The organism is uncultured Rhodoblastus sp., assembly GCF_903903185.1.
Lineage (GTDB): Bacteria > Pseudomonadota > Alphaproteobacteria > Rhizobiales > Beijerinckiaceae > Rhodoblastus.
The window spans coordinates 1-23,602 of the sequence record NZ_CAIUXT010000184.1 but is presented as its reverse complement, the minus strand read 5'-3'; the positions used below and the strand labels follow the sequence as shown (position 1 = coordinate 23,602).

19 protein-coding genes and 1 tRNA gene are annotated in these 23,602 nt (G+C 61.2%); 10 read left to right on the top strand and 10 right to left on the bottom strand.

Annotation, left to right across the window (positions count from 1 at the left end):
- The first annotated feature begins 273 nt into the window (after positions 1-273).
- From QZY01_RS16885 to QZY01_RS16855, 7 genes are all read left to right on the top strand, one after another.
- Positions 274-2,079, top strand: a complete 1,806-nt coding sequence (locus QZY01_RS16885; RefSeq protein WP_294539419.1) for a DUF3883 domain-containing protein — start codon at positions 274-276, stop codon at positions 2,077-2,079.
- Positions 2,076-2,894 (top strand): hypothetical protein, encoded by an 819-nt coding sequence (locus tag QZY01_RS16880; protein ID WP_294539416.1) that lies wholly within the window; start codon positions 2,076-2,078, stop codon positions 2,892-2,894. The genes QZY01_RS16885 and QZY01_RS16880 overlap by 4 nt, the downstream gene beginning before the upstream one ends.
- Before the next feature lie 21 nt (positions 2,895-2,915).
- Positions 2,916-5,822: a DUF1156 domain-containing protein gene (locus tag QZY01_RS16875; protein ID WP_294539412.1), complete on the top strand. Its 2,907-nt coding sequence runs from the start codon at positions 2,916-2,918 to the stop codon at positions 5,820-5,822.
- Positions 5,823-5,831: 9 nt separating this feature from the next.
- On the top strand, positions 5,832-7,208 hold the full coding sequence (locus tag QZY01_RS16870; protein ID WP_294539409.1) for a DUF3696 domain-containing protein: 1,377 nt from the start codon (positions 5,832-5,834) through the stop codon (positions 7,206-7,208).
- On the top strand, positions 7,205-7,705 hold the full coding sequence (locus tag QZY01_RS16865; protein ID WP_294539407.1) for a hypothetical protein: 501 nt from the start codon (positions 7,205-7,207) through the stop codon (positions 7,703-7,705). The genes QZY01_RS16870 and QZY01_RS16865 overlap by 4 nt, the downstream gene beginning before the upstream one ends.
- Positions 7,706-7,838: 133 nt before the next feature.
- Complete coding sequence (locus tag QZY01_RS16860) at positions 7,839-11,192, top strand: DUF499 domain-containing protein (protein ID WP_294539404.1); 3,354 nt, start codon at positions 7,839-7,841, stop codon at positions 11,190-11,192.
- Positions 11,193-11,212: 20 nt separating this feature from the next.
- On the top strand, positions 11,213-11,791 hold the full coding sequence (locus QZY01_RS16855) for a hypothetical protein (protein WP_294539402.1): 579 nt from the start codon (positions 11,213-11,215) through the stop codon (positions 11,789-11,791).
- 116 nt (positions 11,792-11,907) lie between these two features.
- Here QZY01_RS16855 and QZY01_RS16850 read toward each other — a convergent pair.
- A tRNA-Lys gene (locus QZY01_RS16850) sits at positions 11,908-11,983 on the bottom strand.
- A gap of 42 nt (positions 11,984-12,025) precedes the next feature.
- On the bottom strand, positions 12,026-13,231 hold the full coding sequence (locus QZY01_RS16845; protein ID WP_294539399.1) for a GNAT family N-acetyltransferase: 1,206 nt from the start codon (positions 13,229-13,231) through the stop codon (positions 12,026-12,028).
- Positions 13,232-13,343: 112 nt separating this feature from the next.
- Here QZY01_RS16845 and QZY01_RS16840 point away from each other — a divergent pair, with 112 nt between their 5' ends.
- Positions 13,344-14,399: a polysaccharide deacetylase family protein gene (locus QZY01_RS16840; RefSeq protein ID WP_294539397.1), complete on the top strand. Its 1,056-nt coding sequence runs from the start codon at positions 13,344-13,346 to the stop codon at positions 14,397-14,399.
- A gap of 9 nt (positions 14,400-14,408) precedes the next feature.
- Here QZY01_RS16840 and QZY01_RS16835 read toward each other — a convergent pair whose 3' ends face one another.
- Positions 14,409-14,615 carry a DUF2842 domain-containing protein gene (locus tag QZY01_RS16835; RefSeq protein ID WP_294539393.1) on the bottom strand — a complete coding sequence of 69 codons (207 nt, stop codon included), beginning with the start codon at positions 14,613-14,615 and terminating at the stop codon, positions 14,409-14,411.
- A gap of 162 nt (positions 14,616-14,777) precedes the next feature.
- Between QZY01_RS16835 and QZY01_RS16830 the strand changes: the two genes are divergently transcribed.
- Both QZY01_RS16830 and QZY01_RS16825 read left to right on the top strand, forming a co-directional pair.
- A complete protein-coding gene (locus tag QZY01_RS16830) occupies positions 14,778-15,314 on the top strand; it encodes a Spy/CpxP family protein refolding chaperone (RefSeq protein WP_294539391.1) in 537 nt (178 codons plus the stop codon).
- Between the two features lie 113 nt (positions 15,315-15,427).
- Positions 15,428-16,483: a COX15/CtaA family protein gene (locus tag QZY01_RS16825; protein ID WP_294539389.1), complete on the top strand. Its 1,056-nt coding sequence runs from the start codon at positions 15,428-15,430 to the stop codon at positions 16,481-16,483.
- 74 nt (positions 16,484-16,557) lie between these two features.
- On the opposite strand, the gene QZY01_RS16820 is transcribed toward QZY01_RS16825, so the two are convergent.
- The 7 genes from QZY01_RS16820 to QZY01_RS16790 form a co-directional block, all read right to left on the bottom strand.
- The gene (locus QZY01_RS16820; protein WP_294539387.1) at positions 16,558-17,013 is read right to left on the bottom strand and encodes a thioesterase family protein; all 456 of its coding nucleotides are present in this window, start codon (positions 17,011-17,013) and stop codon (positions 16,558-16,560) included.
- 152 nt (positions 17,014-17,165) lie between these two features.
- A complete protein-coding gene (locus QZY01_RS16815) occupies positions 17,166-17,420 on the bottom strand; it encodes a DUF1467 family protein (protein WP_294539385.1) in 255 nt (84 codons plus the stop codon).
- Between the two features lie 65 nt (positions 17,421-17,485).
- On the bottom strand, positions 17,486-17,890 hold the full coding sequence (mce, locus tag QZY01_RS16810) for a methylmalonyl-CoA epimerase (RefSeq protein WP_294539384.1): 405 nt from the start codon (positions 17,888-17,890) through the stop codon (positions 17,486-17,488).
- A 262-nt stretch (positions 17,891-18,152) separates the two neighbouring features.
- Positions 18,153-19,820: a ribonuclease J gene (locus tag QZY01_RS16805; RefSeq protein WP_294539382.1), complete on the bottom strand. Its 1,668-nt coding sequence runs from the start codon at positions 19,818-19,820 to the stop codon at positions 18,153-18,155.
- A gap of 225 nt (positions 19,821-20,045) precedes the next feature.
- The gene (locus QZY01_RS16800) at positions 20,046-20,810 is read right to left on the bottom strand and encodes a biotin--[acetyl-CoA-carboxylase] ligase (protein ID WP_294539381.1); all 765 of its coding nucleotides are present in this window, start codon (positions 20,808-20,810) and stop codon (positions 20,046-20,048) included.
- Between the two features lie 4 nt (positions 20,811-20,814).
- On the bottom strand, positions 20,815-22,248 hold the full coding sequence (gene nuoN, locus QZY01_RS16795) for an NADH-quinone oxidoreductase subunit NuoN (protein ID WP_294539379.1): 1,434 nt from the start codon (positions 22,246-22,248) through the stop codon (positions 20,815-20,817).
- Positions 22,249-22,259: 11 nt separating this feature from the next.
- Positions 22,260-23,602 (bottom strand): NADH-quinone oxidoreductase subunit M (locus QZY01_RS16790; RefSeq protein ID WP_294539377.1); only part of this gene is annotated, 1,343 nt, incomplete at its 5' end.

Below are 23,602 nucleotides of genomic sequence, written 5' to 3'. Positions count from 1 at the left end.
TGAACGGCGACAGCTTCAGGCTCGCAGCCAGCAAAAAGGCGCAGCGCCGGGCTAGCCACGCTCAGAACTCCACCGCGAAAACGACAAGCGAAGGAGACGCTGACCCCAAACTCTAAATCGCCGCCGCGCGCATTGAGCCGCGCGTCGCTACGCTCCGCGCGCCTCTATGCGCGCGGCAACCCCAAACGCCAGGGCTTTGCAGCCCTTTTCTCTCAACCCGACTGGTACACTTTTACACCGCCAATTGGCACATTTTGTCGCCGCCGTTGACACGTGAACCTGCAACGCGGCGCGCATCTGATGGTCAATTATGACCTGCCGTGGAACCCCAACCGATTGGAGCAGCGCTTCGGTCGCATCCACCGCATCGGCCAGACGGAAATCTGCCACCTCTGGAACCTCTGCGCGACCAATACGCGCGAAGGCGAAGTCTATCGGCGGCTGCTGGAAAAATTGGAAGAGGCGCGGCAGGCGCTCGGCGGAAAAGTCTATGACGTGCTCGGCGAGCTGTTCGAGGGCCAAGCCCTTCGCGACCTATTAGTTGCGGCAGTACGTTATGGCGATCTTCCCGAAAAAAAGGCCGAACTGCTGCGCAAGGTCGAAGGAGCGGTCGATGTGCAGGCGATCGAAAAGCTGGTCGCTGAGCGCAAATTGACTTCGGAGGGCATGGACCCACATTCCGTCTCCGAAATTCGCGAGCAAATGGAGCGCGCTCAGGCCCGACGCTTGCAGCCCCATTTCATTGGCGCTTTTTTCCGCGAGGCTTTTGTCCTCCTTGGAGGGCGGATCAGCGAACGCGAAACCGGCCGCTACGAAATCATGCGCACGCCGGGCGTCTTGAAAGATCGCGACCGGCTGATCGGACGGCGCGATCCGGTTCTGGATCGTTATGCGCGCGTCACCTTCGACAAGGCCCTCATAAACGGGCAGCCCCAGGCGGAGCTTTTAGCGCCCGGCCATCCATTGCTTGACGCCGTCGTCGATGTTGTCTTGCAGCGGTTCCAGCCCTTGCTGAGCCAGGGCGCCGTCCTCGTCGATGAGAGCGATAGCGGCACGGAGCCGCGCCTGCTGGTCTATCTCGAACATGCCGTCCGCGATGGCCGCGTCGCAAAATCTGGCGAGCCGCGCGCCGTATCGCAGCGCCTGCAATTCCTTTACCTCAGGGAAGATGGATCGGCGTCCGATGCCGGCTCGGCGCCCTATCTCGATTTCCGCCCCTTGGCCCCGGATGAGCGCGCGCAACTCGAACCGCTCATCGCCAGCGACTGGCTTGCCGGGCAGGTTGAGCAGCGGGCCATTGGCTACGCTATCTCGCAGCTCGTTCCTCAGCATCTTGCCGAGGTGCGCTCACGGCGGACGACTGAGCTCGACAAGGTCGAGCGCGCCGTGCGGGAAAGATTGAACCGCGAAATCAATTATTGGGATGCGCGCGCCGCGCGCCTGCGGGAGGAAGAGCGCGCCGGCAAGGAGCAGCGCATCAATGCGCAAAACGCAGAAGCGACCGCGAGCAGACTGGTCGAGCGTTTGCATCGGCGGCAGGAAGAGCTGGACCGCGAGCGCCAAATATCGGCCCTTGCGCCCGTCCTGAAAGGTGCGGCGCTGATTGTGCCCGGCGGGCTGCTCAAGCCGTTTGAGGCGACCGAGCCGGTTGCCGCGCCCAATAGTTTTTGCGAAGATCCGATTGCGCGAGCGGAAATCGAACGTCTGGCGATGGACGCTGTCATGGCCGCTGAAAGGCGGCTCGGTTATGAGGCCATCGACGTTTCCGCACAGAAGGTAGGTTATGACATTGAAAGCCGGGATCCCCGAACGGGGCATTTGCGCTTTGTCGAGGTCAAGGGGCGGCATTCCGAAGCCACGGATGTCATCGTCACCAAAAATGAACTCCTGGCGTCGCTGAATGCACCCGAGGCGTTTTTCCTCGCGATCGTTTTAGTAGAAAATGGATACGCGCAAGAGCCGATTTACATTCAGAAATTCTTTGGCCGCGAGTTGAGTTTTGCCGAAAGATCGGTTGTTTTCAATCTTCAGCAGCTCATGGAGTTTCGCGTTTTAACCCCCTTGGGGTATGCACAATGAAGATTGGCTATACCGAATTTTCTTATGGTTTTGCATTCACTGAGAATTTGATCCGCGCCTCATCATCAAAACTGAAAGGTGCGCCGATTTTTCCAAACCTTTTGCAGGAAGCTTCGCTAGGCTATGACGTTAAGTTGTCGCTGCCGAGCTGTTCGTTGTTTTTTCAGTTCAAGCTTCCAGAACGGATGGTCAGAAAAACGGCTGAACATCATGGCATTTTGGGGCTTTCCGTTCCGTTTTTCCGATTTCCAATTATGCGACGCGACTTATCTGGACAGCACAATTGCCTTCTGGAACTGGAAAAGAAACAGCGTGGCAATGTTTATTATGTTGCGGCGGAAGCCGAGACATTAACGGACTTCGACACGTCTTATTTGGCTGGGGCTGTTCACAAGCAGTCAATCTACATCTCGCCATTGACGATTGGCAAAATTATCGACAACGAACAGCATTACATCTGCTACCAGGATGGCCTTTCCTACGCCGTTTTTTGCTCAAACCCTCAAGAAATCGCTTACAGGCGTTTTGGCGAGGTAAACTCCGAGCTACAGGAGCGAATGACGGCTGACGGCGCGCAAGCGCTGGATCAAGTCGTTGCCTCCAGCCATGACACCGTCATGGAACTCGTCTCGCCACAGATGCGAAGCGCCGAAGGTCAAATCCGACAGCGTGTGCGTGCCCGTTTGGACATGATCGGAGAAAGGCCTATTCGTTCCGCCGGGGAACTCCAAATTGCTGAGGACATCCTCGTCGTGCAGGAAATTGCCCGTGTGGGGCTTGGCGTCGAAATGCTAATCGCTCAATTTGAAACGTAAATTCCCGATTGGACCCCTTGAATGGCGCCCCGTAAAAAGCTCATCGAAGTCTCGATCCCGCTGGAGGCGATCAATGTCGCTTCGGCGCGGGAGAAGTCGATTCGGCATGGGCATCCATCGACTTTGCATCTGTGGTGGGCGCGGCGGCCTTTGGCGGCTTGCCGGGCGGTTTTGTTCGCGCAATTGGTCGATGATCCCTCTGCGTGGCCCGATCGGTTTCCGACCGAGGAGGCGCAGGAGACCGAGCGGCGGCGCTTACATCAAGTGATCAAGGACATTGTGCCGTGGGAGGCGTCGAACGACGAGGCCAAGCTCAACGGCGCGCGCTGGGAAATCGCGCGCTCGGTGGCCTGGGGACTTGGCGAGGAGCCGCCGCCGAAGGACGACGCCAAGGCAATCCTCGATTATCTCCAGACCAAGGCGCCACCGGTTTACGATCCCTTTTCTGGCGGCGGATCAATACCGTTGGAAGCGCAGCGGCTTGGGTTGCGCGCCTACGGCTCCGACCTGAACCCGGTCGCCGTGCTGATCGGCAAGGCCTTGGTGGAAATCCCGCCGAAGTTTGCCGGGCTGCCGCCAATCAATCCTAAGTCGCGCTCGGAATTGAAGCGCGGCGGGAAGTGGAACGGCAAGGGCGCGCAGGGCCTCGCCGAGGACGTGCGCTATTACGGCCAATGGATTCGCGACGAGGCGGAAAAGCGCATTGGCCATCTCTATCCCAAGGCGAACCTGCCCGACGGATCGGAGGCGACCGTCATCGCGTGGTTGTGGGCGCGTACAGTGCGCTCACCCGACCCATCGGCGAAAGGCGCGATGGTTCCGCTGGTGTCGTCCTTCATGCTTTCCACCAAGGAGGGCAAAAAAAACTGGGTGGAGCCTGTGATTGATCCCTCCGCGCCTGACGGGTGGCGGTTCAAGGTGAAGTCGGGGGCGATGTCGAAGGCCGACGAGGATCATCTCAAGCTTGGAACCAAAGCGGGCAAGGGTCAGGCTTTTGTCTGCGTCCTCACGGGGGCGGCTATAGACCGCAGCTATGTGCAGGCGGAAGGCAAGACCGACCGTCTCGACCAGCGTTTGATGGCCATCGTTGCCGAAGGCGTACGCGGGCGCATTTATCTCACGCCTTCTGATGCGCATGAGAGCCTAGCGCGCTCCTCCAACGACGATGCGACCGTGGACGACGCCAGATCTTCATTTCTATCGCCTCCCACGCCGACGCGCGCAATGATCACCGGTGGGGTTTGTTCGGCCTACGGCCTAAAAACTTATGGCCACCTCTTCACGGCCCGCCAACTCGTCGCGCTGACGACTTTCTCCGATCTGGTCGGCGACGTGCGGATCAAGGCGCTCGCCGACGCGAGCGCGGCGGGCCTGCCCGACGACGGCAAGCGCCTGCATGCTGGAGGTTGCGGCGTGGCGGCCTATGCAGACGCGGTGGCGACGTATTTGGCGTTTGTGATCAACCGTAGCGCCGACCGCGGATCATCTATCTGCACTTGGGACAGCAGCCCAAAGATGGAAGCGCTTCGGAATACATTTGCGCGGCAGGCGCTGCCGATGACCTGGGATTTTGCGGAAGGCAATCCATTCTCGGGATCCAGCGGTAATTTCACCTTCAACGTGGAGTGGACTGCAGATGCGCTTGGGCGCGCGCCGGCCGCCGCTCCTGGAGGCATATCGAATATCAATGCGTCGACAAACTCCTTTCCTGTTCGCCCCATCGTCATCTCCACGGACCCGCCGTACTATGACAATATCGGCTACGCCGACCTCTCCGATTTCTTTTACATATGGTTGCGACGGTCGCTATCAGGCGTTTGGCCTGAGCTTTTCCGTCGCCTTGCAGCTCCAAAAGAAGCCGAACTTGTCGCTACGCCTTATCGCCACGGTGGCAAGGCCGAGGCGGAAGACTTCTTTATGCGCGGCATGAGCGATGCGCTCACCGCCATGCGCAAGGCGGCGACCGACGGCGAACCGCTTGCGATTTATTACGCATTCAAACAGTCGGAAGCCAGCGAGGAGGGCGTCACGTCCGCTGGCTGGGCTTCTTTCCTTCAGGCCGTGGTCGATGCCGGGCTCGTGGTGGATGGCACATGGCCCGTCCGCACTGAATTGTCCAATCGCATGATCGGCAAGGGAGCCAACGCCCTGGCGTCCTCCGTTGTTCTCGTCTGCCGCAAGCGTTCTCCGCAGGCGGAAACCATCACCCGCGCCGAATTTGTTCGCGCGCTGAAAAAGGAAATGCCCGACGCCATCGACGCCATCCGCAGGGCCGGCGTCGGGCCTGTGGACATGCAGCAATCGGTGATTGGTCCCGGCATGGGCGTTTTTTCCCGCTGCGCCAAGGTACTGGAGAACGACGACAGCGCCATGGGCGTCAAGACGGCACTGTCGCTCATCAATCGCGTCTGGGAGGAGATCGAGAATGAACTCGACGCCAATTTCGACGCGGAGACACAGGTGGCGCTGGCCTGGTTCGCCAGCTACGGTTTTGAAGTGAAACCCTCCGGCGAACTGACGACGCTTGCCAACGCGAAAAACATCCCCGACCGCGCGCTGTTCGACGCCGGCATCTTTCAAAACCTTCATGGTAAGACCGCCTTGACCGGGCGCGACAATCTGCCGAAGGACTGGGACGCCTCCGGACTGGTGACGGTATGGGAATGCGTGCAGCACGTCGCCCGTGTGCTCAATGCGCCGGATGGCGGCGGCGAAGCGGCGGCGAAGCTGGTGGCGCAAATCGGCGGCAAGGCCGCTGACGCACATAAGCTGGCCTATCGCCTGTTCGAGATCGCCACGCAAAAGGGCTGGAGCGCCGAGGCGCTGGTTTACAACGAATTGGCGCAGGAATGGACGCGGCTTGAGGACATTGCCGCCACCAGTGCAACACGCGCACCCGCCGCCGTCGCACAAGCGGAATTGTTTTGAGGTCTTTTCATGTTAGCCAACGTCAAATTCACCAACTTCAAGTCTTGGCCGCGCCTGGATATGCCCTGCGGCAAAATCACAGGAATCTTCGGCGCGAACTCTTCTGGGAAGACGAGTTTCATTCAGTTTCTGCTGATGCTGAAACAGACCAAGGATGCCACCGACCGCGCTACGGCGCTGGAGTTGAACGGTGACCTCGTCCAACTTGGAACTATTGCAGACGCTATTCATCGGCATTCTCTAAACAGCACAATCGACTGGACCGTTTCATTCGATCTTGATAGCCCATTGGTGCTTCGGGACGCGTCAAAGAAACGTGGCGCTGAAATCGCGAGAGGAACGCGGCTCAATATTTCCGCATCAATCACCGTTGATCGACAAGCACCGAAGTCAAGTAGTCTCACTTATGAGATCGGCGGTATGCAATTCTCGCTTTCTTTAAAGAAAGATACGACGCATAAATTCGATCTTCGCGCCAAACGTATTGGGAAGGGCGCTGACGTATTCAAGTTTATTCGCGCCCAAGGACGCGCGTGGCAGCTGCCTGGCCCAATCAAGTCCTACGCCTTCCCAGATCAGGCGCGAACTTATTTTCATAATGCAAGCTTCCTTGCTGATTTAGAAGCAGCTTATGAATCAGAAATTGATCGGCTGTTCTATCTTGGACCGCTTCGTGAGTTTCCTCAACGCGACTATCTTTGGGCGCGATCCAGACCGAGTGATGTCGGACGGCGTGGCGAAAAAACTATTGATGCGATACTTGCAGAGACTTCTGTAGGTGAACAGCGCAATCTAAAGGCGAACGCACATCTAATGCCTTTCCAAGAAATGATTGCTTATTGGCTTCGAGAGATGGGCCTTATTGAGAAATTTCGTGTCGAAGAGATTAAGGAAGGGTCGAACCGGTGGCAAGCGATAGTGCAAACTCGTAAGGGTGCCAGCGAGGTTTTGCTCACCGATGTTGGATTCGGCATTTCTCAAGTCCTTCCTGTCATTACTCTCCTTCAATATGTTCCTAAGGGCGCCACAGTTATACTAGAGCAACCTGAAATTCATCTGCATCCTTTAGCACAGGCGGCACTCGCCGATGTCATCATTCAGGCAGCAATTCATCGAAGAGTTCAGGTTTTCTTGGAAAGCCATTCTGAACATCTGCTTTTACGTCTGCAGCGTCGCATTGCGGAAGAAGTGATTTCATCCAACGATGTGAAATTATATTTTTGCGATGCGCAAAAAGGCGAATCCGTCCTCTCGCCGCTGAAAGTCGACATGTTCGGAAACATACTCAACTGGCCAGAGAAGTTCATGGGAGACGCATTCAACGAAGCAGCACAGGCCGAACTCGCGCGCCTGAAACGCATGGCGCGGTCGGCACCTCGCAAATGAAGCGTTTTGTGGTAGACACAAATGTCGCGATCGTGGCCAACGGTCAATGCGAAAGCTCTGATGACAAGCCTCCGGCAATAGAATGCCGCGTCGCTGCAGTTAATTTCCTAATTGATGTTATAAAGTCGGCGAGGATAATACTTGACATGGACGGAGAGGTACAAATCGAATATCACCGTTACCTAAATCCGAGGGGACAGCCGGGAGTCGGAGACAGATTTTACCTAGAAGTAATCAACAGCTTGCCGGACAAAGTCGAACGCGTCGCGTTGTCGAAGCGTTCGGACGGCGAGTATGTGGATTTGCCTCAGCCGTTAATTGATATTTCGTTCGACCCTAGCGATCGGAAATTTGCGGCTATAGCGAAACTGACAGGAACGCCAGTTGTCAACGCGACAGATAGCGACTGGGTCAATGCCGCATCGACTCTGAAAGCATGCGGAATAGAGGTAGAAAATCTGTGTGGCTGCGACAAGTCGAAGTGGTTCGAGGAGTGAGATGCGATCTTCGACATGGATGACCCAAGCAATAGTGCGCCTCTCGGCGGTCGCATATAACGAGGTCCGCCCGGATACGCTCGGGTGCGGCAAACCGGTGCGGGCGACGGAGCTGTCTTTTAGGAAATGAATGATGTCCGGCGATATTGAAGGCGTAAAGAGGGTTCGCGACACACTCGACTTCGTGCTGAAACCCGCCATGGAGGGTTTTGTCGAAGCGAACATGAAAGCCCGCCACGGCAACCGATGGCTTCATTTCGCCAGCCGCTCCGCCGGCCAGGGACCGAACGAACCGCTCGACAGCTATGGGCTGCTGAAAACCGTCCTCGACAACTGGCAGGACGTTTTTGCCGAGAGGTTCGATCGCAAGAACTCGGCCAAGGCTCGGCGACATTTCTCGACCGTCTTCGACGCGCGCAACACCACAGCCCATCTCAATTTGCCGCTTTCCGACGCCGAGGCGCTGAATTATCTCTACGCCATGTCGGAAGTCGCGATCCTGCTCAAGGCGATCCCGGCGACGCAGACCAAGTTGAAAGAAGCCTATGAGGCCCAGCGGCGTTCCGGCGGTCAGCCCGCAACTGCGTCTGCCGCGCCGGCCGTCGCGCCCCCGTCAAAACCTCAGCCGGTAGCGCCCTTTCTGGATTTGCAGCCGACTTCGACCGCCGATGACGCCAGTGGCAAGAGCCTCAAGCCGTGGATCGAGGTTGCGCTGCCGCATCAGGACGTGATCGAAAACCGCACCAAACAGGCGGAGTTTGCAGCCGACCTCTATGCGGTGGACAATGGCCACGCCGAGGGCAATTACGCCTCCGCCAAACAGTTTTTCGGCATCACCTTTCTGACGAACGGCCTGAAGCGCGTTCTCATCACGGCCGCGCAAAGGCTGGCCAATGCTGGCGGCGATCCCGTCATCGGCCTGCAAACATCGTTCGGCGGCGGCAAAACCCACACGATGCTGGCGCTGTATCATCTGGCGAAGCATCTCGCCGAAGGCGGGTTGCCCGAGGAATTGCCGGGCGTCGCCGAGATCGTCGCCGAGGCCGGCGTGGCAAAGCTGCCTCAGCCAAAGATCGCCGTGTTCGTGGGCTCGGGCATCGGGCCTGACGTGAGCCTCAAGCTCGAAAAAGGACCGCGCGTCCATACGCCATGGGGCTATCTGGCGTGGCGGCTCGCCGGCGACGAGGGTCTAAAGCTCGTCGCCGAGGCTGAGGCGGCGCGCACCAGCCCCGGTTCCGGCTTGTTGGTTGAAGTGTTCAAGCTGGCCGGGCCGAGCGTCATTTTGCTCGACGAACTGACCATGTACGCGCGCCAACTCGACGACGCGCGCTTCGAGGCCTTCCTGTCCTTCATCCAGTCGCTGACCGAAGCCGCGAAAATGGCGCCGGGCATTCTCATCGTCGGCTCGTTGCCAGAGAGCGACACGGAAGCCGGCGGCGAACGCGGCAGACAAGCCCTGCGTCGCCTGGAGAAAGTCTTCGGCCGCGTGCAGTCGCCCTGGCTACCCGCCTCTGGCGACGAAACCTATGAAATCATCCGTCGTCGCCTGTTCCAGCCACTCGACAGCGAAGGCGAGAAGGCGCGCGACGAGACGGTGCGAGCCTTCTGGGAGCTTTACAAGAAAAACGCGGCCGAGTTCCCGCCCGAGGCGAAAGAAAAGCGCTACGAGGACCTGTTGCGGCTTTCCTATCCGATTCACCCCGAACTGTTCGAGCGTCTGTCCAAGGATTGGGCTTCACTCGAAAAGTTTCAGCGCACGCGCGGCGTCTTGCGCTTCCTCGCCAATGTGGTCGGCGTAATGTGGCACGCGCAAGCGCGCGATCCGCTCATCACGCCGGCGCGAGTGCCCATCGCTCATGAACGCATCCGGGCCAGTATCCTCTATCCGCTCGATCCCGCTTTCGCCGCCGTCGTCGATCGCGAAGTCGATGGCGACGGGTCACTGCCCAACCTCAAAGAAGCCAATCCTAGCCGCAGGATTTCGCAAGCGCGAGCGGCAACCCGCGCGGCCCGAGCTGTTTTTCTCGCGACCGCGCCGCTCGCGGGTCAAGCCAATGTTGGCATAAGGGGGCCAAACTGGCGTTTGGCTTGCGCCGAGCCGGGCGACCAATTGGCGATTTTTGGCGAAGCTCTTCGTGAATTGATGGAGAGTTCGGCTTTCCTTTATGAGGAAGCGGGCCGTTATTGGTTCTCGACGCGACCGACGTTGAACCGATTCGCCGACGAAAAGGCCAAATCATTTCCATCGCATGCGGTCGATGAAGCGATCATCGAGGTTCTGCGATCGGACGCGACCCAAAAGGACGGCTTCGCCCGCGTGTTCGCCGCGCCGGACGATCCCACTGCTATCGACGAGGCCATCGCCTTGTCGCTGGCAATCTTAGGGCCATCGCTGCCCCACGGCGGCAAAGGCATCGCCAAGAGCCCAGCGACGGACGCCGTGACCGACGCCGTGACGCGCTGCCGCGCATCGCAACGCCGCTTCCGCAACACGTTATTGTTCGTTGCTGCGGACGAGAGCAGTCTGGCGACGGCGCGAGAATCCATGCGCCGTTCGATGGCTTGGGCTTCAATCGTCGGCGACAGCCGACTGCAACAGGAGCTGACGCAAGGCCAATCGGCCAACGCTAAAGAGATGGCGCGCAACAGCTCTGAAGGCGCGCGGCGCGCAGTGCGCAACGCTTGGAACCATATTCTTTTCCCAATCAAGTCGGATGCGACCGCAGCCGGGAAAGCGTTCGACCTTGAACACATTTCCGTCAGCGCCAAAGATAAGGGCGCCATTCCTGCGGGCGTCTATGAAAAGGTCCGCTCCGACGGCGCAACAACGGAAAAGATCGGCCCCGACTCGCTTTGGCATAAGGTGAAACCCTTGTGGGCCGAAGACCAGCAGCACTTGGCCATTGACGATCTTGTCGATTGGTTCGCCGCTTACGTTTATCTACCCAAAGCGCGTGACCGCGTAGTGATCGAAACCGCGATTCGCGAGGCGCTGGGCAAGCTCGACGCGCCATTCGGCTATGCGACGGGCTATGACGCCGCGACTAAGAAGTATGAAGGGCTGACTTACGCGAAGTCCGGCCCGGAATTTTTCGCTCCGAAGAGCCTTCTGGTGCGGGCCGAGCCGGCCATTGCTCAAATCAAGGCGCAGCAGCCAATGCCTCAGCCGGGAGCGCCCATTGGGGGGCCACAACCCGGCGGCACGCCGAAAACGGATTCGGCGCCGCAACCTGGCCCAGCAAAGCCAACCAAGCCGCACCGTTTTTACGGATCGGTCGAACTCGACATGTCCAGGCCGGTGAAAAACTTTGATGCCATCTTGAACGCGATCGTGATGGAGCTTCAGCACACGCCCGGAGCGAAGGTGAAGCTGACGCTTGAGATCGAAGCCAGCGCTCCTGATGGCTTTGACGAAAATGATGTCGGTGTCGTTCGCGACAACACGCGGCAGATGAAGTTCAACCCAGGTTCGACCGGGTTTGAGTGAGATCATTAACGGGATTATTCTTGGAAATGTTTGCAAAATCGACCATTTGCGCGCGTCCCGGCTGGACCCAGTCGTTAGTCGACGAATTGCTTGGTGAGCCTGATGAGACGGCCAAGGCATTCACTTGGGCACGCAACACGTATCTTTATGCGCCTCATCGTGTTTATGAAATTGAGGCGTCCGATCGCTTCAGAAAAGTGATGCGACCCTTCAAAACTGTCGATTACGCGATTTGCCAGTCGCACATCCAAACGGGTTCGCCTTTCGAGGAAAGCCTGCGATCCATGACGATCGCAGTTGCAATTTTCAGCATGGACCGCGTCAAGCGAGGAGCTATAGGCCACCACAGCGCATCCACTGGCGAAAGAATTGCCTTTCACGGCCACGCTAACGGCGTTCTAGAAGAGGTGATGGTTAATTACGCGCGCGACGTCTTATGTGACGTTGATGAAGACGTTGTCGACATTTTCTGTGCGGCAAACTCCCTTTCCTCGCTGCGCGCAGTTCGATATACCAAATATCGCGCAGTGGCCGATGCATACCCTGCTCTCGCGGAAAAATGCGGCGAAAAGATATTGTTTGAGTTTTTGTATGACTAATGGCGGATTTGCGGATCGCAATCCGAATTTTTCCAATCCGCTTACCAGGTGCTTACCACAACGAAAATGGCGGCGAAACCGCCGCCGTTTATTTCCTTCAAGTCCTTGAAAAGGCTTGGTGAGCGCGATGGGACTCGAACCCATGACCCTCTGATTAAAAGTCAGATGCTCTACCGGCTGAGCTACGCGCTCCCTTACGGGAAAGACGGGAAGTACAGGGCTTCGTCCCGTCGGTCAATAGGATGAAACGCCTCGCGCCGCGCCCCGTCGCCGTCGCCATTGCTCGACCAGCCTCCAAACACCTGGATTTGTTTTTATCGCGGCTTTTGCCGCAAGGCCGGCCGCAAAAACCGCCTGCGCCGCCAGCCCGGCGAGGCCGGGGGCGTAAAACGCGTCGGCCATGGCTTCGATCTCGTCGCAAAAGGTCGTCTTGTAGCGCGCGTCGCCGAGGCCGAGATCGAAAGCCGCGATTTTTCGCGCGCAGGCGTCGCGCAGCACATGGGTCAGCAGGATTTCGCCGGGACTGGACCGGGCGATTTCGGGATCGGGGTCGAAGGAATTGAACAGGCCTTGCAACCGCCCGCCACAATGGCCCGCGGCAAAAGTGGCGATCACCCGCCCGTCGAGTTCGAGGGCGTGGAGTTCGAGCGCCGGCGGCGCGCCCGATTGGGCGAAAGCAGCCAGCGCCGCATAAAAGGCGCGGGTCGCCGCCGCTTCGCCGCCCTCGCGCGGACCGGCGCCGCGCAGGCGCTTCTGGCGGAAGAAGGCGTCGAGGATTTCGCCCGCCTGCTCCGGGTTCGCGGCGCGAACATGGCGCAACGCGCCCATGCCGGCGAGGCGCTGCTCCTTCTTGCGCAATTTCTTGCGCGTTTGCGCCGAGAGCCGCGCCGCCAGCCAGGCCTCGCCGTCCGCTCCGAGTTTCGTCGCGTAACCGCGGTTCGCAGCCGGCCGGTGCGGCAGCAGAACCAGCGGATTGGCTGCGCCGCGCCAGACGAGGGGCAGGTTGAGCAGCCGATAGAGATGCGGTCCGCCCTTCGCCCGCGCCGCCTCGCGCAGCAGTAGGCGCAGGTCGCGCGCGGCAAAGGCGGCGTCGGCGCGAAACAGGCCGAGATTGGCGTTGCAATGTTTGCCGCCGAGAAATTGCGCGATGCGCAGCGGCCCGAAACGAAAAACGCCAAAAGGCAGCAGCGCCAGCGGCGCGCCGAGGGCGTCGCGCGCGACGATGAAAAACGGCTCGACCTTTTGCTGGCGTGCGAAACATTCGAGCCAGGCCAGCAGGAAATCCTCGCTCTGATAGAAGGAGCCGCAAACCGCCGGGTTCAGGGCCCGCCAGGCGTCAAGCGCGTCGCGCGGCTGCGCGCAGACGGTGACGCCGGCGAAAGCGGCGCCCCGCGTCACGCCGCCTGGCTGAAAATCCTGTCGCGGCGCGGCGACGGTCATCGGCGCCTCCCGATGGCGTCTCGTTACGGGCTGCAAAGACGCTTTCTAGCAACGAAAGATCAAGAGTTGGTTGCTATCTGTGGTTGTGTCCGAGGCTATGGGTTGCAACGGCATGCTGGCCAGGAAAACATTGATCTCGGCGGGATTGGGCCTGTGTCGCGCCACCGGCCTGCATCGGCTCGCCGGCGGCGCGTTGCGCGGACGGGGCGCCATCTTGACGTTTCATCGCGTCCGCCCGGCCGAAAACCGCCTTTTTGCGCCCAATGCCCAGCTCGAAATCACCCCCGAATTCCTCGACCGCGTGCTGACCCGCCTGCACGCCAACGGATTCGAAATCGTGTCGCTCAACGAGGCGGCGGCGCGGCTGATCGAAGATGACCGTTTGCGCGCGCCCTTCGCGGCGCTGACCTTCGACGACGGCTTTCGCGATGTCGTCGTTCATGGGTTGCCGGTGCTGGAGCGCCATGAAGCGCCTTTCACCTGCTATGTCGCCCCCGCCTACGCCGACCGCACGGCGCGGCTATGGTGGGTGGAACTGGAGGAGGCGGTCCGCCGCCTCGACCGGATCGAGCTCGATTTCGACGGCGCGCGCTTGTCGTTGCCGGCGCGCAGCGACGCCGAAAAGTGCGCCGCCTTCGCGCGGCTATATCGTCTGTGGCGGCGCGGCGGCAACGAAAGGCTGTTGCGCCAGATCGCGCGGCTGCGCGAACATGCCGGAATCGACTGGCGCGAACTGGTCGATGAACTCTGCCTCGACTGGATCGAATTGCTCGCCCTCGCCGCCCATCCGCTGGCGACCATCGGCTCCCATACGCTGACCCATCCGCGGCTGGCGCTGCTGGCCGAAGCCGACGCGCTGGCCGAAATGGCGCAAGGGCGGGACAGGCTGGAGCTCGAACTCGGCAGGCCCTGCCGCCATTTCGCCTATCCCTATGGCGACGCCCGCTCGGCCGGGCCGCGCGAATTCGACTATGCCGGGCGGCTTGGCTTCGCCACCGCCGTCACGACGCGTCCCGGCATGATCTTTCCAGATCATGCGGCGCATCCGCGCGCCCTGCCGCGTCTTTCGGTCAACGGCCTGTGGCAGGACGCGGCGAGCTTCGACGCGCTATTGTCCGGCGCGCCCTTCGCCTTTTGGAATCGCGGGCGCCGGCTCGATATCGATTGAAACGCGGCTTCAATCCGGCCGCTCCATCCACACAATCAGCGGAACCAGCGGAACCGCCCAGCCAAGGCCGAGCAGAGCGAAAATGATCATTCGAAGCACGCCCGATTCGACCTGCAAGGCGGTTTTCTGCGCCAGAACCATGGCCAGCAGGGCATAGACGACGACGAACAGGACCATGAAAATCGCCCCGATCAATTTCCTCGTGCGGTTGCGCATGGATATCTCCCTCAGAGCGTTTTCAAGCGAATTCAATGCCGGATATGCGCCAGCCGTGTTCATTACAAGTTCATGGCCGATCGGGCAAATTGCTTCCCGACGCGCCGTTCGGGCGCGGAATCTGGAAAGATATTCAAGAACCACGAGGCCTGGGAGAGCAAAATGCGTATTTTAAGGATTTCCGCCCTCCTGCTCGCCTGCGCTTCCGGCGCGCTGGCGCTGTCGCCGGCGCTGTCGCAGACATTGGCCCAGGCGGACAAGCGCGACGCGCCGCAAGCCCAGACCGAGAAAATTTCTCCCGATCGGGACCATAGTGAAAAATTCGCCGAATGGCGGGCGCGCCGGGCCGAGCGCCTCGCCGAGCGTCTCAAACTGACCGACGCCCAGAAGGCCGCGTTCAAAGATCTGCAGGACGCCCGCGCCAAGGCGCACGCCGACGCCCGGACCGCCCTTGGCGCCGGCAAGCCCGACCTGTCGACTTTCGAGAAGCGGATCGGCTTCCGCGAGGCCTATCTGCAAGCCCAGCTCGACGCGCTCAAAGCGGTCGCGCCGAAGGAAATCGCTTTCTACAACAGCCTCGACGACAAGCAGAAGCAGGAATTCGAGGAAATGCAGCGCCACGGCGCGAGGCGCGGCTGGGACCATGGCGGCGGCGGCTGGGGCCATCGTCATCGTCACGGCGGCCGCGACGACGAATAATTCCGGCTTGCCGGAACGCGCAACCGCATCGGCGCAAGCCGGTGCGGTTTTTCTTTGCCTCGCGCGGCGCGGCCAGCCTAAATGCCGCGTAATATCACCAGCCGGAAAACGAAATGCCGAATAGACACGAGCACAGGGACGAACAGGCGCCCGACGTCTTCCGCGACGTGCGCCGATGGCTGTGGCTCGTCGCCGGACTCATCGTCGCCATGGTGGTGGTCGGCGGCGCGACGCGTCTAACCGAATCCGGGCTTTCGATCACCGAATGGAAGCCGGTGACCGGAGTCCTGCCGCCGCTCAACGAGGCGGACTGGCGCGAAGCTTTCGAGAAATACCGGCAGATTCCGCAATATCGCGAATTGTTTCCGGATATGGACCTCGCCCGGTTCAAGACCATTTACGCCTGGGAATGGGGCCATCGGCTGCTTGGCCGGCTGCTCGGCCTGATTTTCGCCGGACCCTTCCTGTGGTTTCTCGTCAGGGGAAAAATCACCGGCGCCTTGCGCTGGCGTCTCGCCGGGATATTCGCCCTTGGCGCCCTTCAGGGTGTCGTCGGCTGGTGGATGGTCTCTTCCGGCCTCGTCCATCGCGTCGAAGTGGCGCAGGAGCGCCTCGCCATCCATCTTCTGCTCGCCAGCCTGACGCTCGCCCTGGTGCTGTGGACCGCCGCCGGCCTCGTGCCCAATTATCGCGATTCGCTTGGCGCCGGCGCAGCCCGGCTGCGGGTCGAAGCGGGCGCCCTGCTGCTGCTCGTGCTTGTGCAGATCGGTTTCGGCGGTCTCGTCGCCGGCCTGCGCGCCGGCCTCGTCTATAACGAATGGCCGCTCATGAACGGGCGGATCATCCCGCCGCTGGCCCAATTGTTCGATTTGTCGCCCTGGGTCGTGAATTTCCTCGATAATATCACCATGGTGCAGTTCCAGCACCGCATCGCGGCCTATTTGCTGTTGGCTCTGGCGCTGTTTCACGCCGTCCATGCGCAAAAGCCGGCGCTCGGCCGGCGCGCGGCGCGCCGATCGATCCTGCTTGCGGCTTTCGTCGGCGTCCAGGCCGGATTGGGAATCGCCACCCTGGTGCTGGCCGTGCCGCTCTGGGCGGCGCTGGCGCATCAGGCCATGGCGATGGGCGTGCTCGGCATGGCGACGATCCATCGCCGCAAGATGGATTGAGTTTCGAGAATATTTTCCTCGCCGCTGTTTCTGCCCGAAAAGTCAGCGGCTTTTCGGGAACACCCGGGTCGCCGTCAGGCCGGCGGGCACATGCTTTGCAAAAACGCCCGCGCCTCGTCCGAAAAAGGTTTCGACCGCCGCGTCGCCGTGTCGGTGAGAACGACAATGGCCTCCGCCGTGGCGACGCATTCGTCATGCTGAAACAAGGCCTGGGCCATGCGCGCCGAACTTCGCCCGACGCTCATGACCGTGGTGCCGATCTCGACCTCGCCCGGCCAGTTCATTTCCTTGCGATAATCGAGCACCAACCGCGCCAGCACGAAGGCGCCGTCAGGCCCGCAGAGATCGACCCCGGCGTTGAGCAGAAGCTCGACGCGACCCGATTCGAGGAAAGTCACGAATACCGCATTATTGACATGCCCCTGCCGATCCGTATCGCCATAGCGCAGTTTTTCGCGGGAAACATGGGGAAAATATTGTAGCGAAGGCGCCGGTCCAGGTGTCAAAACGGAAAGGAACGGAATTTGCAAATTAACGCCTCCAGGCAGGGATAGGGTTTCCGCCGACCGTGTCATCAACCGGATTTACCTAGGGTATCCGATATTTGGCGAGCAAGAAAAGTGCCGGCTGAGCATTTGCGGGCATTGTAGCTTTTTTCTATGTCGCTTTTGGGAAGCCGGCTTCAGCCGAGAAAATTCGCGAGCACGACGGTAAGCGCGTAGACCGCCGCCGCGAGCAGACTGGTGGCGATCGCCTTTCTGGCCAGCATCGGCGAGACCGGCGCGCCGGGGTCGGCGCCCTCGGGCAGGCTTTCGGCCTCTTCGCCATGGTTTCGCACGCCGAAAGGCAGCACCGCGAACAGGCAGACCCACCACGCCGTGAAATAGACCGCGACGCTCATGGGCAGCGAAAACGGCGTGTAATTGAAACCGGCCATTTTTCGCCCTTCCATTCGCCAAACCGTCGCCGGCGCCGCCTTTTTGGCTGCGGCGCCGGCAGCAATCAGACCTGCTCGATCTCGACCAGGGTTCCGTTGAAATCCTTGGGATGCAGAAACAGCACCGGCTTGCCATGGGCGCCGATTTTCGGATTGCCGTCGCCGATCACCCGCGCCCCCGCGGCTTTCAGCTTGTCGCGCGCGGCGAGGATGTCCTCGACCTCGTAACAGACGTGATGCATGCCGCCGTCTGGGTTTTTTTCGAGAAATTTGGCGATCGGCGAATTTTCGCCGAGCGGCTCCAGCAATTCGATCTTGGTGTTGGGCAGTTGGATGAACACCACGGTGACGCCGTGCGCGGGCTGCTGCGTCGGAGCGGAAACCTGCGCGCCGAGAACGTCGCGATAGGTCGAGGACGAGGCGGCGATGTCCTTGACCGCGATGGCGACATGGTTGAGACGACCAATCATCTGAAACTCCTTCATATCCGGTTGACCGTGACCAGTCGCGCGCACCGATTCCCCCGCGCTGGCCAACGGGGCGGCTTTGGACGCCCGCATTTCGACGCACGCCCCTCCGCATTGGCCCTTCGAGCCTAATCGACGAACTCCGTTCCGTCGATTAGGCTCCCGGCCTATACGGATCCGGAAAGTCTTGCTCTTTTCGCAGCCATGCCGCTTTTTTATGGCGCAACTTGCCTAAGCATCCGCCAGACCGGTCGATATTGGCCTGTTAGACTTCGATCGCCAGCACGTGGACATGCGGCTTCTTGCCCCAGGCGTTGGAGACGGCGGCGCGCACCGCCTTCTCGACCGCCGTGCAGGCGGCGTCGGCGTCCTTTTTCTTGCCGCGCGGCAGCCCGTCCAGCGTCTGGAACAAGGCGCGGTCCACCACTTCGTCCATCGGACGATTGTCGCGCGTCTTTTCCGGCAGACCGAACATCAGCACATCGGGCGTGCCCGCGATGTCGCCCTGGGCCGTCACCGCGAAAGCGATGGTGACGATGCCGGCGGCGGCGAGGCGGTGGCGCTGGCGGAAACAATCGTCCTTTTCCGGCAAGATCACGTCGCCGTCACGATAGAGCCGGCCATGATGGATTTGCGGCAGATGGGCCGGCGCGTCCGGTCCCAGCGAGATCATGTCGCCATTATGCGCCACCAGCACCTGTTCGACGCCCTGCTCGCGCGCGAATTCGGCGTGAACGCGCAGATGCAGCGGCTCGCCATGGGCCGGAACGGCGATCTGCGGCCGCAGCCATTGATAAAGCTGCGCCACTTCGCCACGGCGCGGATGGCCCGAGCAATGGACCAGGGCGTCGCGATCGGTCAGCACATCGGCGCCCTGCAGGATCAGCGCGTTGACGATGGCGTTCACTTCCCGCTCGTTGCCCGGAATGGTTCGCGACGAAAAGATCACCAGATCGTTGGTGGCGAGCTTGACCGGATGGTCGCCGCGCACGATGCGCGACATGGCGGCGCGCGCCTCGCCCTGGCTGCCGGTGGCGAGAATCAGCAGGCGATGCGGCGGAATGCGCGAAAACGAATCCAGCCCCAAAAGTTCCGGCACGCCGTCGAGAAAGCCGCATTCGCGCGCCACATCCATGGCGCGCTCCATGGCGCGGCCGGCCAGCACGATCTGGCGTCCCGCCTGGTGGGCGGCAAGGCATACCGCGCGCAACCGCGCGACATTGGAGGCGAAGGTGGTGACCAGCACCCGCCCCTTCGCCGCGCCGATCTTTTCGGTCAGGACTTTGGCGACATCGGCCTCCGACGGGCTCACGCCGTCGCGCAAGATATTGGTCGAATCGCAGATCAGGGCGCGCACGCCCTCGTCGCCGATCTGCTTGAGCCGCGCGATGTCGGTGGACAGGCCGAGGCCCGGATTGGCGTCGAGCTTCCAGTCGCCGCTATGCACCACCGTTCCGGCCGTGGTGCGGATCGCCAGCAGGTTGGCTTCGGGAATCGAATGCGACATTGGCACGAATTCGATTTCGAACGGCCCGAGCGTCAGCCGCGCCCCCTGCGCGACGATATGGATCGGCACCTGCGGCGCGCCGGGTTCGGCGAGGCGGCGGGTGTGCAGCAGGCCGGCGGCGAAACGCGTGGTGTAGACCGGACAGCCGAGGCGCGGCCAGAGCGCCGCAATCGCCCCGACATGATCCTCGTGGGCATGGGTGATGATCAGGCCGAGCAGGTCCTTCCTGTGCTTCTCGATGAAAGCCGGATCGGGAAGAATCAGATCGACGCCGGGCATATCCGCGCCGGCGAAAGCGACGCCGCAATCGACCATGATCCATTTGCGCTTGTCAGGAGTCCCGAACCCGTAAAGCGCGGCGTTCATTCCTATCTCGCCGAGGCCGCCGAGCGGCGCAAACACGATTTCATCTGTTCCAGAAGCCATTTTGTTCTTTCGTCGATTCCGCGCCGATCCCGATCGCGCAACAAGCCGTCGGGCTTTGGTAAATATTTCGAAAATCTCGACTTTATCGCCGCGACATTGGGCGATCCGGCGCCGCCGCGCAAGCGGCGCAGCCCCGATCCATTCCGATTGCTCCGGATCGGGCGTGTGGTTTTTCGATTCACGCATTGGCGTCGCGCGAACCGTCGCCCGACGCCCCGGCAAAACCTATGACCGACCGAAGTCGACGTCCCCGGCTTCGACGATTTCCACCGCGCCGTCGGGCGCCTCAAGCAGCATCCGCCCGCATGCATCGACGCCGCGAAAAATCCCTTCCCGCGCCCGGTCCGCGCCGCTGACCCGGACCGGGCCGCCGATCCCGCCGGCATGGCCGAGCCAGGCCGCGCGCACGGCGGCGAAATTCTCGCCCCGCGCCCAGATATCGAGCCCGTCGGCGACCGCGTCGGTCAGCGCGGGAAACAAGGTTTCACGATCCGCCGGGGCCGCGCCGATGCTTTTGAGGCTTGCGGTAGGATAGGGCGCGTCGCCGGGCGAGGACTGGCAATTGACGCCAAAGCCGATGACGCAGCCGAACAGGCCATTGGCGAGACAGGCGCCGTCAAGCAGCAGGCCGGAGAGCTTGGCCCCATCATAGAGCGCGTCGTTCGGCCATTTGAGCTTGAGCCGCGCGTCGCCGCCGAGAATTTTTTGCAGGGCGCCAGCCAAAGCGACACCGGCGACGAAGCTCAGTTGCGACGACAGGGGCGGCGGCGCCGGATCGACCAGCAACAGGCTGGCGTAAAGATTGCCCGGAGGCGAGCGCCATTGCCGGCCAAAACGCCCCCTGCCCCGCGACTGTTCGTCCGCGACGATCCACAGGCGGCCGGGGTCTCCCAGAGCGAGGCGGCTCATCGCCTCGTCATTGGTCGAGCCGAGCGCCGCGAATTGCTGTAGCCGATAGCCGGCGGCCAAAGCCTTTTCGCCGAGCTTCACGCGATCAGAACAGCGACTGCGCGGCAAAGCCGGCGGCGCGGATCAGCGGCGCCGGGACGACCCAGAAGGTCAGCATGGCCAGCGCGCCGAGCGCCAGCACCGTGCGCTGGGTGAAGGTGGAATCGTCGAACGCCTTGCCGGGCTCGTCGAAATACATCAGCTTGACGATGCGCAGATAATAATAGGCCGACACCGCGCTGGTCAGGATGCCGAGCACCGCCAGCCAGTAGAGATGCGCCTCGACCGCCGCCATGAACACATAGAATTTGGCGAAAAACCCGGCCAGCGGCGGCACCCCGGCGAGCGAGAACATCAGCATGGCGAGAAAAAACGCCATCGGCGGGTCGGTGCGGGCAAGCCCCGAGAGGTCGGTAATCTGCTCCACCGGGCGGCCATCGACCCGCATCGACAGGATCGCGGCGAAGGCGCCGAGCGTCATCGTCATGTAGATCGCCATATAGGTGATGATGCCCTGGACGCCGGCCTGCGTGCCGGCGGCGAGTCCGACCAGGGCGAAGCCCATGTGGCCGATCGACGAATAGGCCATCAGCCGCTTGATGTTGGTCTGGGCGATGGCGGCGAAGGAGCCGAGCGTCATCGAGGCCAGCGCCATGAACACGATCACCTGCTGCCATTGCGCCAGCGCCCCGGGAAAGGCGGTGATGATGACGCGGGTGGCGATGGCGACCGCCGCCACTTTCGGCGCCGAGGCGAAAAACGTGGTGATCGGAGTCGGCGCGCCTTCATAGACGTCCGGCGTCCACATGTGGAACGGGACCACCGACATCTTGAAGGCGAGGCCGGCCAAAAGGAACACCAGACCGAAGATCACCCCGATGTTCGGATGGTCGCCGATGGCAAGGGCGATGCCGGTGAAGGTCACCGTGCCGGCGAAGCCGTAGAGCAGCGAGGCGCCATAGAGCAGCATGCCCGAGGAAAGCGCGCCGAGGACGAAATATTTGAGGCCGGCTTCGGAAGCGCGCGCGTCGTCGCGGCTTAGCGCCGCCACGACATAGAGCGACAGCGACATCAGTTCGAGGCCGAGATAAAGCGCGATCAGGCCATTGGCGGAAATCAGCATCAGCATGCCGAGCGTCGCCAGCACGATCAGCACCGGGAATTCGAACTTGTCGACCCCGGCGCGGCGCAGGAAATCGCCGGACATCAGCAGCGAGACGATCGAGCCGCCGAGCGCCAGCACCTTCATGAAGTCGCCGAAATGGTCATCGATGAAGGCGCCGTTGAACACCACGCCCTCGACCGGCGAGCCGAGCAGGATGGCGAGCAGCGCAGCGCCTAAAATGGCGGCGGCGAGTTCGCTGATCGGCCCGTCGTCTTCTTTGCCGCGAAAGGCGCCAACCAGCAGCAAAAAGACCGCGCCGACCGCCAGAATGACTTCCGGGAGCGCATGGGCGAGTTCGGGATAAAGCGAATTCATGGCTTGCGCTTTCAGTGCAGGGACAAGGCGGCGGTCTTGGTCAGTGTCAAGGCGGCGTCATAGCCCTTGACCAGCGCCGCGACCGAACCGGAACAGGCGTCGAGAATCGGACCGGGATGCACGCCGTAGAACACCGTCAGCAGAACCAGCGGCGCGAGGATCAGCATTTCGCGCGTATCGAGATCGGTCAGGCCTTGCAGGCTTGGCTTTTCCAGCTTGCCGAATATGACGCGCCGATAGAGATAAAGCGCATAGGCGGCGGAGAGGATGACGCCGAAAGTGGCGAAGAAGGTCACCCAGCTATTGACCTGGAACGTGCCGAGCAGAGAGAGGAATTCGCCGATGAAACCCGAGGTGCCGGGCAGGCCGACATTGGCCATGGTGAACACCATGAACGCAACCGCGTAATTCGGCATCCGGGCGACGATGCCGCCATAGGCCGCGATCTCGCGCGTGTGCAAGCGGTCGTAGACTACGCCGACGCAAAGGAACAGCGCGCTGGCGACGAGGCCGTGCGACACCATCTGGAACACCGCGCCCTGCACCGACTGCTGGTTCATCGCGAACAGGCCCATGGTGACGAAGCCCATATGCGCCACCGAGGAATAGGCGATGAGCTTCTTGATGTCCTCCTGCACCAGCGCCACCAGCGAGGTATAGAGAATCGCGATCACCGACAGGGCGAAGACCAGCGGCGCGAAATAATGCGACGCGTCGGGGAACATCGGCAGCGAGAAGCGAATGAAGCCATAGCCGCCCATTTTCAGCAGGATGCCGGCCAGAATGACCGAACCCGCCGTGGGCGCCTCGACGTGGGCGTCGGGCAGCCAGGTATGGACCGGCCACATCGGCATTTTCACCGCGAAGGAGGCGAAGAACGCCAGCCACAGATATTTCTGCAGTCCCGGATCGAAATGGGTGTTCAGCAGCACGACGATGTCGGTCGTGCGGGTCTGCGCATACATCGCCAGAATGGCGATCAGCATCAACAGCGAACCGGCCAGCGTGTATAGAAAGAACTTGAAGCTGGCGAAGATGCGCCGCTTGCCGCCCCAGACGCCGATGATGATGAACATCGGGATCAGGCCCCCCTCGAAGAACAGATAGAACAGCACCAGATCGAGCGCGCAGAACACGCCGATCATCAGCGTCTCCAGCACCAGGAAGCAGATCATGTAACTTTTGACGCCCGTCTGGATCGAGGACCAGGAGGCCCCGATGCAGAAGGGCATCAGGAATGCGGTCAGCACCACGAAGGGGAAGGAAATGCCGTCGACGCCCATCTTGTAGCTGAGGCCGGCGCCGAACCAGGCGCGCTCTTCGACGAACTGGAACTCCGCCACGCCAGGGACGA

Bases quoted from the DNA above. Each gene is read 5' to 3' on its own strand.
- mce (WP_294539384.1), bottom strand. From the start codon at position 17,890: ATGATTGGTCGTCTCAACCATGTCGCCATCGCGGTCAAGGACATCGCC.
- nuoN (WP_294539379.1), bottom strand. From the start codon at position 22,248: ATGAATTCGCTTTATCCCGAACTCGCCCATGCGCTCCCGGAAGTCATT.
- QZY01_RS16845 (WP_294539399.1), bottom strand. From the start codon at position 13,231: ATGACCGTCGCCGCGCCGCGACAGGATTTTCAGCCAGGCGGCGTGACG.
- QZY01_RS16870 (WP_294539409.1), top strand. From the start codon at position 5,832: ATGTTAGCCAACGTCAAATTCACCAACTTCAAGTCTTGGCCGCGCCTG.
- QZY01_RS16880 (WP_294539416.1), top strand. From the start codon at position 2,076: ATGAAGATTGGCTATACCGAATTTTCTTATGGTTTTGCATTCACTGAG.
- QZY01_RS16840 (WP_294539397.1), top strand. From the start codon at position 13,344: ATGCTGGCCAGGAAAACATTGATCTCGGCGGGATTGGGCCTGTGTCGC.
- QZY01_RS16815 (WP_294539385.1), bottom strand. From the start codon at position 17,420: ATGGCCGGTTTCAATTACACGCCGTTTTCGCTGCCCATGAGCGTCGCG.
- QZY01_RS16875 (WP_294539412.1), top strand. From the start codon at position 2,916: ATGGCGCCCCGTAAAAAGCTCATCGAAGTCTCGATCCCGCTGGAGGCG.
- QZY01_RS16860 (WP_294539404.1), top strand. From the start codon at position 7,839: ATGTCCGGCGATATTGAAGGCGTAAAGAGGGTTCGCGACACACTCGAC.
- QZY01_RS16825 (WP_294539389.1), top strand. From the start codon at position 15,428: ATGCCGAATAGACACGAGCACAGGGACGAACAGGCGCCCGACGTCTTC.
- QZY01_RS16805 (WP_294539382.1), bottom strand. From the start codon at position 19,820: ATGGCTTCTGGAACAGATGAAATCGTGTTTGCGCCGCTCGGCGGCCTC.
- QZY01_RS16835 (WP_294539393.1), bottom strand. From the start codon at position 14,615: ATGCGCAACCGCACGAGGAAATTGATCGGGGCGATTTTCATGGTCCTG.
- QZY01_RS16865 (WP_294539407.1), top strand. From the start codon at position 7,205: ATGAAGCGTTTTGTGGTAGACACAAATGTCGCGATCGTGGCCAACGGT.
- QZY01_RS16830 (WP_294539391.1), top strand. From the start codon at position 14,778: ATGCGTATTTTAAGGATTTCCGCCCTCCTGCTCGCCTGCGCTTCCGGC.